The sequence below is a fragment of the bacterium genome, from assembly GCA_021372515.1.
GTDB lineage: Bacteria > Gemmatimonadota > Glassbacteria > GWA2-58-10 > GWA2-58-10 > JAJFUG01.
The window spans coordinates 1-6,489 of the sequence record JAJFUG010000019.1 but is presented as its reverse complement, the minus strand read 5'-3'; the positions used below and the strand labels follow the sequence as shown (position 1 = coordinate 6,489).

Here is a 6,489-nt window from a genome sequence, read left to right as displayed (position 1 = left end):
CATAGAATGTTACGGGCGAACACAAGGTTCGCCCCTACGACACCCCCTGACATCCCAGGAAGTCAAACACGCTTGCGGCTGTCAGGCCGCCGCAGTTCAGCCTTTGGGGGCCGCACCTGTCTGAGCTTCCCGCCAGGGCAGCGTGCAATCGAGCCTGAAACACCCGGGGCTGTAATTGCCACATGGCCCGGCGGCGATTCGCGTCAGCGCCGTACCGCAGCGCGGGCAGCGAGGGAAAGCATCCTGCACACCACAGGCTGCAAAACCCGAGAGGCCGGGGCGAGTTTACGGCCCCAATGGCTTCTGGTTCTCTGGGCCGAAACCAAGAGAATATAAACGCCTTTTGGGCACGGTGCGCCGTGCCCACACAAAAGGCCGGCCTGATACTATCCACTGCTCTCGAATCCGTTCGCTTCGGAAGAAAGCGGCTCAAGCGGGAGGAGAGAAAAAGAAAGTCCCCCGGCGCTGCAACACCGGGGGACCGGCACAAATCACGTTTCCGCGAAGAAGCGTCAGTGGGCTCGGGGTAAAGCGGAACGTCGATTTGTGGTCAAAACCGACCATAACCGGAAGCGGGGGGGGGACTGTTCTGGCCTGGCCTGGCTGAAATCCCTTTTTCCGTTCCCGCTTTTCAAATCGGCCGAATTCGGTAAAACTTTAATTTTCATCGGATTTCAAAGAATTTTCTCACCGTGGCACAAACAAAACCGTCCCGCACGGATGCGCGCGCACCCGCACAGGACGGTTGTATGGGGTCAGAGGGGCCGTCTGGCTCAGAAAGAGGCCGCCGCCCGCTCCGGATGGGTTTTGTTGCTGAACAGGTAGACCAGGCGCTCGAACTTGCCGATCGAATCCAGCAGCGTCTCGCGGCGCTTGGCCTCCGGTTCCTCGAAGTAACGTTTGTACATATCCACGATGACGCCAACGGCGTTGCGGAACTCCTGCTGGCTCAGCCGCATCCGCGCCTCGTAGTGCTCGACGCAGGCCAGGTAGTGCCTGTAGTAGGGTTCCAGCGGGTTATCGCCGGCGCGCAGCATCCGGAAATGTATGCCCAGAAACAGCCGGTAGCTGTCCTCGGCCGTGGCGAAACGCGGGGTGTCGTCCGGGATTTCCCACTCGTTGAACCGCTGGGCTGCTATTCCGCTGAAATAGATCATACTCTCCATCCTGCCAGGTTGTATCTGTATAACTCTGAACTCATTAAAGAAAATAATGTCGATTCGCCGCTTCGCAAGGAAAAAAACCTGTTCCGCCTGTCAGAAATGAAGCGTCGGTCGGTTTGCATCCGGTTTGACCGTCCCGGCCCACCCGGGCGCGGTTGACATCCGCCGGTCGCGCTTATAGTTTGTGAGGGCGACAGATAAATCAACCGATCCGGGGAAAGTCCGCATGAACACGAAGCCGAACGTACAGACCGAGGTGGAACTGAAGTTCCCGCTCAGCGACCGGCAGGCCGTGCGCGCGCGCCTTGTCGAGCTGGGGTTCACCAGCGCCGGACGGGTGTACGAGTACAACCTGGTGCTCGACACGCCGGAGGGAGAGCTTTCCCTGGCCGGCAAGTTGCTGCGCCTGCGGCGCGACCGCAAGGTCCGCCTGACTTTCAAGGAGCGCCTGGCCGGCAACAGCGCCCTGGACGAGCGCTACAAGGTGCGCGCCGAGAGTGAGATCGAGCTGTCGGACCTGGAGACCATGCGCCACGTGCTGCACCGCCTGGGCTATACCCGCGAGCGGGTGTACGAGAAATACCGCGAGCATTTCAGCCTTGGAGCGGGGGTGAGCGCCGAACTCGACACCCTGCCCCTGCTGGGCGATGTCCTGGAGCTGGAGGCCCCGCCCCAGGAGATCGACTCCCTGGCCGCCCAGCTCGGCCTGGAGGTGACAAGCGGGCTGCGCGAGAACTACTTACAGTTGTTCAGCGCCCGCTGCCTGGCCCTGGGACGCGAGCCGGGGGACATGCGTTTCGCGCTCGACCCGGTCCCGGGCGGAGAGCCGGAAAGCTGAGGGCGGGTAAGGAGCAAGGACATGTTTAAGATCTTCGGCGCACTCATCATCGCCGCGATCATTTTCGGCTATGTCCGGATGATGATGTTCATCCAGAAGAACTTTAAGCGGGAATCCCGGGCGGCTAAGTTCAAGGTGGGTGGGCAGAAATTCGGGGACATCCGGGTGAGCGAGGAGTCGCGCGAGGAGCGCCGGCAGCGCAAGGAAGTCAGCCTGCGCGAGCCTCCTCGCCTGGGGCGCCGCCGCCGCGGGCGTTGAGCGCGGACACACTATCTCAAGCAAGTGTAGGGGCGGCCCCCTGTGGCCGCCCTTTTTTATTTGTCCTTTCGGCCCAGCCCGAAAGGACGAACTAATTATTGGGCACGCTGCAGCGTGCCTCTACATCAGACCAGACAGTCGAATTGAATATCTGTAAACCGGGGTAATAAGATTGTTTTAGTTGTTGGATCCCACAGGCGGCCGCAGGCCGCCCGGGGGCCGTATGTCTGAGCCTCGCCGGGGAAGCGGAGTAATTGCATCTTACACACCGAAGCCAGGAGCAGCACCCCAGGCCCGGCGGGCAATCAGCGCCAGCGTCGCCCCGCAGCGCAGGCAGCGTGCAGAAATATCGGGCACACCACAGGCTGGAAAACCCAAAGGGCCGGCGCGAGTTTACGGCCCCCACAATGGCTTCTGGTTCTCTTGGCCGAAACCAAGAGAACGCAAATCTTTTCGTCCTTTCGGTCTTGCCCGAAAGGACCAAAGGGCGTGGGGGCCGCGAACTCGTCCGTGCCACTTTTCCCCTTCCGCCTCCAGTGTTCCCGCGGCCTTGATTCCGCTCCCGCGTTGCAGCGGCGGCGCTGCCGCGCAATCGCCGCCACACCGCGAAGCGAGAGAAAGCTTGGCCTTTTCTCTCGCTTTTAGACGCTGCCCTGGCGGGAGGCTCAAACATGCGCGGCCCCCAAAGACAGAAACGGCGGCCGTGGGGCCGCTGGAAGGTTGCGCTCAGGTGGCATCTGCCGCCTGAGGCCTCCCATGGCTTCTGGTTCTCTTGGCCGAACAAACGCATTTCGGACACGGCACGCCGTGCCGCCCCTACCCGCAAAGCAAAACGGCGGCCGGGTGGCCGCCGCTGCAATCAAAAATATCTTCCGTCTACGACACCAGCAGGTAGTCCCGCCCCTCCACGTACCCCAGCGGGTCGAGGTCGGCGCGCACGTTGTCGCGGCCGCCTTTCTGGCCCACCGCACCCAGGATCAGCCCGGAGTCCTGCGGCCCTTTCAGCTCGGCCGCCCGCACCACCGGCACACCGTGGATGACCTTGCCCAGACGGCGCGGGTTGACCTCGATCAGGTACCGCACCTGGACCCCGGCCGCTCTCAGCGCCTTGAGCCAGGTCTTGCCCACCGGACCGGCCCCGCAGATCGAGACCGGCCGCGCTCCGCCCTCCAGGTGCAGACGCAGCAGGTGATGCAGCTTGAGGCGCAGGAAACTCGGCTCCGAGTAGCGGCTGTCGTTGCGCGAGGTGCGTCCCGGGTGCTCGCGCCAGGCGTGAAGCACCCGCCCGGCCCCGGCCACTTTCCAGCCCGCTTCCACCAGACGGAAGATCAGGTCGTAGTCCTCGGGCAGGCCCTCGAACTCGCGGTAGCCGCCCGCAGCCTCCAGGGCCGTGCGCCGCAGAAGGAACGTGGGGTGGGCCAGCGGGCACTCGATAAACATCTCCCGCTCCACCCGGGCCGCGGCCGCCAGGATGTCAACCTGCGGCGAGTCCGGCCGGCAGCCCTCCAGCAGCCCGTTCAGCCAGCGCTCGTAGTGACGGGCCCCGGGGCCGGTGTCGCGCGCAGGAAAGTAACGTACCTGCGACCCCACCAGCCCCAGCCCCTCCCAGCGCGCCATGAGGGCGAGCTGCACCGCGATCCGCTCCGGGTGCGCAATGTCATCCGCATCCAGACGGGCGATGAACTCGCCCCGGCAGAGCGATTGCCCCAGGGCCAGGGCCGGGATCAGCCCGATGCGGCCAGGGTGGACCACGCGCAGACGGCTGTCGCGGCGGGCCAGGCTCTCCATCCGCTCGCCGCCGCCGTCCGTGGACCCGTCATCCACGGCCACCACCTCCAGCTCCGGCGCGCCGCGCTGGGACAGGGCCGAACCGAGCGCCCGTTCCAGCGTGGCGGCGGCGTTGTGCACCGGGATAAGAAAGCTGACTGTGGGCGTGCCTCGGCTCATTTGCTGCGGGCCAGTTCCAGGGCGCTCGTGGTCACATAGTACTTGGCCAGCATGTTGGGCCGCTCCCAGGCCGGCAGGGTGCCGTTACCCAGGTAGCCCAGGAAACTCTTGGTCACCTGGCCGAAATGCGCCTCGTGCCCGATCCGGTAGCTGTCCGGGATCAGCACGTGCCAGCGCGCACCCTCTTTTTTCAGCTCCAGGCCGGGATAGTTCCCGCCGGTCAGACGGGCCAGGCTGGTTGCCAGGGCCTGCCCCACCGCCTCCGGGGCGATCCCCTCGGCTGCCTCGACGTACAGCTCGGGACGGTAGTTCTGGTCCGGGCCCTGCTCGATCAGCACCGAGGCCAGACTGCCGCGCACGGTGGAGAAATGGGTGTCACCGGCCCCGGCCGGGGCCTCGAAATTCCACTCCACCTGCAGCAGCACGTTGATCCCGCGCAGGTTGAAATTCATCGAGCCGTTGCAGAAATAGGGCAGCTTGCCGGCCTCATCCAGCTTTAGCTGAGGCGGGAAACCGGTCAGCCCGGTGACACGTGAGAACTGCGCGCTGTCGATAAGCGTGGGCCAGTGCTTGGCGTCCAGCATCTGGATGTCGGTCTTGTAGTCGATCGGCTGCTCAGGGAACAGGCACCAGAAAGTGATGTCCACCAGGTGGGTGGTCACATCCACCAGGCCCTCGCCCTGCACCGCGGTGTCGAAGAACCACCAGGGGCGGATCAGCGGCCGCCCGGCCACGCTCTTGAACAGGTGGTGCACGCTTTTCTTGACCACGGCCGGCTGGTCCGGACCGCCGGTCAGGGGCACGCCGAACAGGGTCTGGTCCTGGATCAGTTCGCGCTGCAGGATAGTGGTTATCTCGTGCCGCTCGGTCATGATGTCGTAGGCCACCAGGTGCAGGCTGTCGGCCACGGCCAGGACCGTGTCCAGCACGGCCAGCTTGGAGGGCTCGATCACCCAGGGCTTGTCGGCCAGGACGTTCATCCCGTGGCGCACGCAGGCCAGGATACGGTCGATCTTGGGCGCGTTGCGTCCGCTGAGCACCGCGATGTCGGCGTGGCTTTCATCGAACATCGCCTGCTCGTAATCCGGCCCCAGATATGACCGGTAGCGCCACTGGGCCGGGTCGTCACCGCGGGTGTTGAACGGGGCCACGCGGGCCATGTGGTCCACGTAGTCCTGGCCCACCGGGGCGTAGATCGACACCAGGGGGTCGACCCCGGGATAGGCGGCGCTCTTGAACACCAGGGCGGCGTGGAAATGGCCCGGGTCGAGCACCGCGAAACTGTGTGTGCTCGCCGCTGTCTTTTCCGCCTTCGGCGCGGCGGAGGGCTGGCAGCCGAGGACAGCGATCAGTGCGGCCAGGAAGAGCGCTCCAGCGGACTTGCGCATCGAAGCCTCCAGGGGTTGAATTATGGACAGGACACCTTACGGGAGTATGTTCGGTCAGTCGGGCGGCGACTGCCACAGCCGGGCCACGCGCAGCCTGCGGCAAAAGATAAGCCCGACGGCCGCAGTTATCAAGGAAAGCCGGTCCGGGCGGCGATTACTGTTGCCCGCCCGGAAAGGCAATGCTATTATTAGCCTGGAACCCGCCCCCCTGCCGGGGCGCTGCGAACCGAAAGTCAGCCACGTTGTTTCCGTGTTTTTCCTGCCACAGACAGCCCAAGGAGGAAGACCCATGCCAGTATCGAGACGCGACTTTCTGGCCGCTGGCGCGGCGGCGGCGGTGACCGCGGCCGTGGGCCAGGCCCGCGCCCAGCAGAGCGCAAGCGGCCCCAACCCCATGCCCGTGCGGATCGGGATGACCGACTGGAACCTGGGCGAGCGCGGCCTGACCGAAAAAGTGGCCCTGGCCCGCGAGATCGGGCTGGACGGTATCCAGGTGAGCGTGCTGTACCCGGAGGACGGCGCCCCGCACCTGCGCGGCGAGAAGCTCCAGGCCGAGTACCGCGGGGCCGCACTGGCCAACGGCGTGCAGATCTGCTCCCTGGCTATCGGCAACCTCGGACCGGGCGAGCCGTTCAAGAGCGAGCCGATGGGTGTGATGCGGGTCAAGGACGCGATCACCGTGGCCGCGGCTATCGGCGCGGATGATATCCTGCTGCCCATTTTCCGCAAGAATACGCCGCAGGATGACGCCGAGTTCACGCGGATAATCAACTCGTTCAAGGAAATGGCGCCCCTGGCCGAGAAGCTGGGCGTGACGGTCTCGCTCGAGAGCAGCATGAGCGCCGCCGACCACCTGCGAATCCTGGACGCGGTGGGCTCGCCCAATATCGGCGTG

At 64.8% G+C, this 6,489-nt stretch carries 6 protein-coding genes; 3 read left to right on the top strand and 3 right to left on the bottom strand.

Annotated features, from left to right (window positions below):
- Nucleotides 1-773: 773 nt before the first annotated feature.
- A complete protein-coding gene (locus LLH00_01715; GenBank protein ID MCE5269984.1) occupies nt 774-1,157 on the bottom strand; it encodes a hypothetical protein in 384 nt (127 codons plus the stop codon).
- Nucleotides 1,158-1,389: 232 nt separating this feature from the next.
- Here LLH00_01715 and LLH00_01710 point away from each other — a divergent pair, with 232 nt between their 5' ends.
- Together LLH00_01710 and LLH00_01705 are read left to right on the top strand one after the other, a co-directional pair.
- A complete protein-coding gene (locus LLH00_01710) occupies nt 1,390-2,001 on the top strand; it encodes a class IV adenylate cyclase (protein MCE5269983.1) in 612 nt (203 codons plus the stop codon).
- 21 nt (nt 2,002-2,022) lie between these two features.
- Nucleotides 2,023-2,259, top strand: coding sequence for a hypothetical protein (locus LLH00_01705; GenBank protein ID MCE5269982.1), 237 nt, complete (start codon nt 2,023-2,025; stop codon nt 2,257-2,259).
- 876 nt (nt 2,260-3,135) lie between these two features.
- Here LLH00_01705 and LLH00_01700 read toward each other — a convergent pair.
- On the bottom strand, nt 3,136-4,206 hold the full coding sequence (locus LLH00_01700; GenBank protein MCE5269981.1) for a glycosyltransferase: 1,071 nt from the start codon (nt 4,204-4,206) through the stop codon (nt 3,136-3,138).
- Complete coding sequence (locus LLH00_01695) at nt 4,203-5,594, bottom strand: oxidoreductase (GenBank protein MCE5269980.1); 1,392 nt, start codon at nt 5,592-5,594, stop codon at nt 4,203-4,205. The genes LLH00_01700 and LLH00_01695 overlap by 4 nt, the downstream gene beginning before the upstream one ends.
- Nucleotides 5,595-5,883: 289 nt before the next feature.
- Between LLH00_01695 and LLH00_01690 the strand changes: the two genes are divergently transcribed.
- Nucleotides 5,884-6,489 (top strand): sugar phosphate isomerase/epimerase (locus LLH00_01690; GenBank protein ID MCE5269979.1); only part of this gene is annotated, 606 nt, incomplete at its 3' end.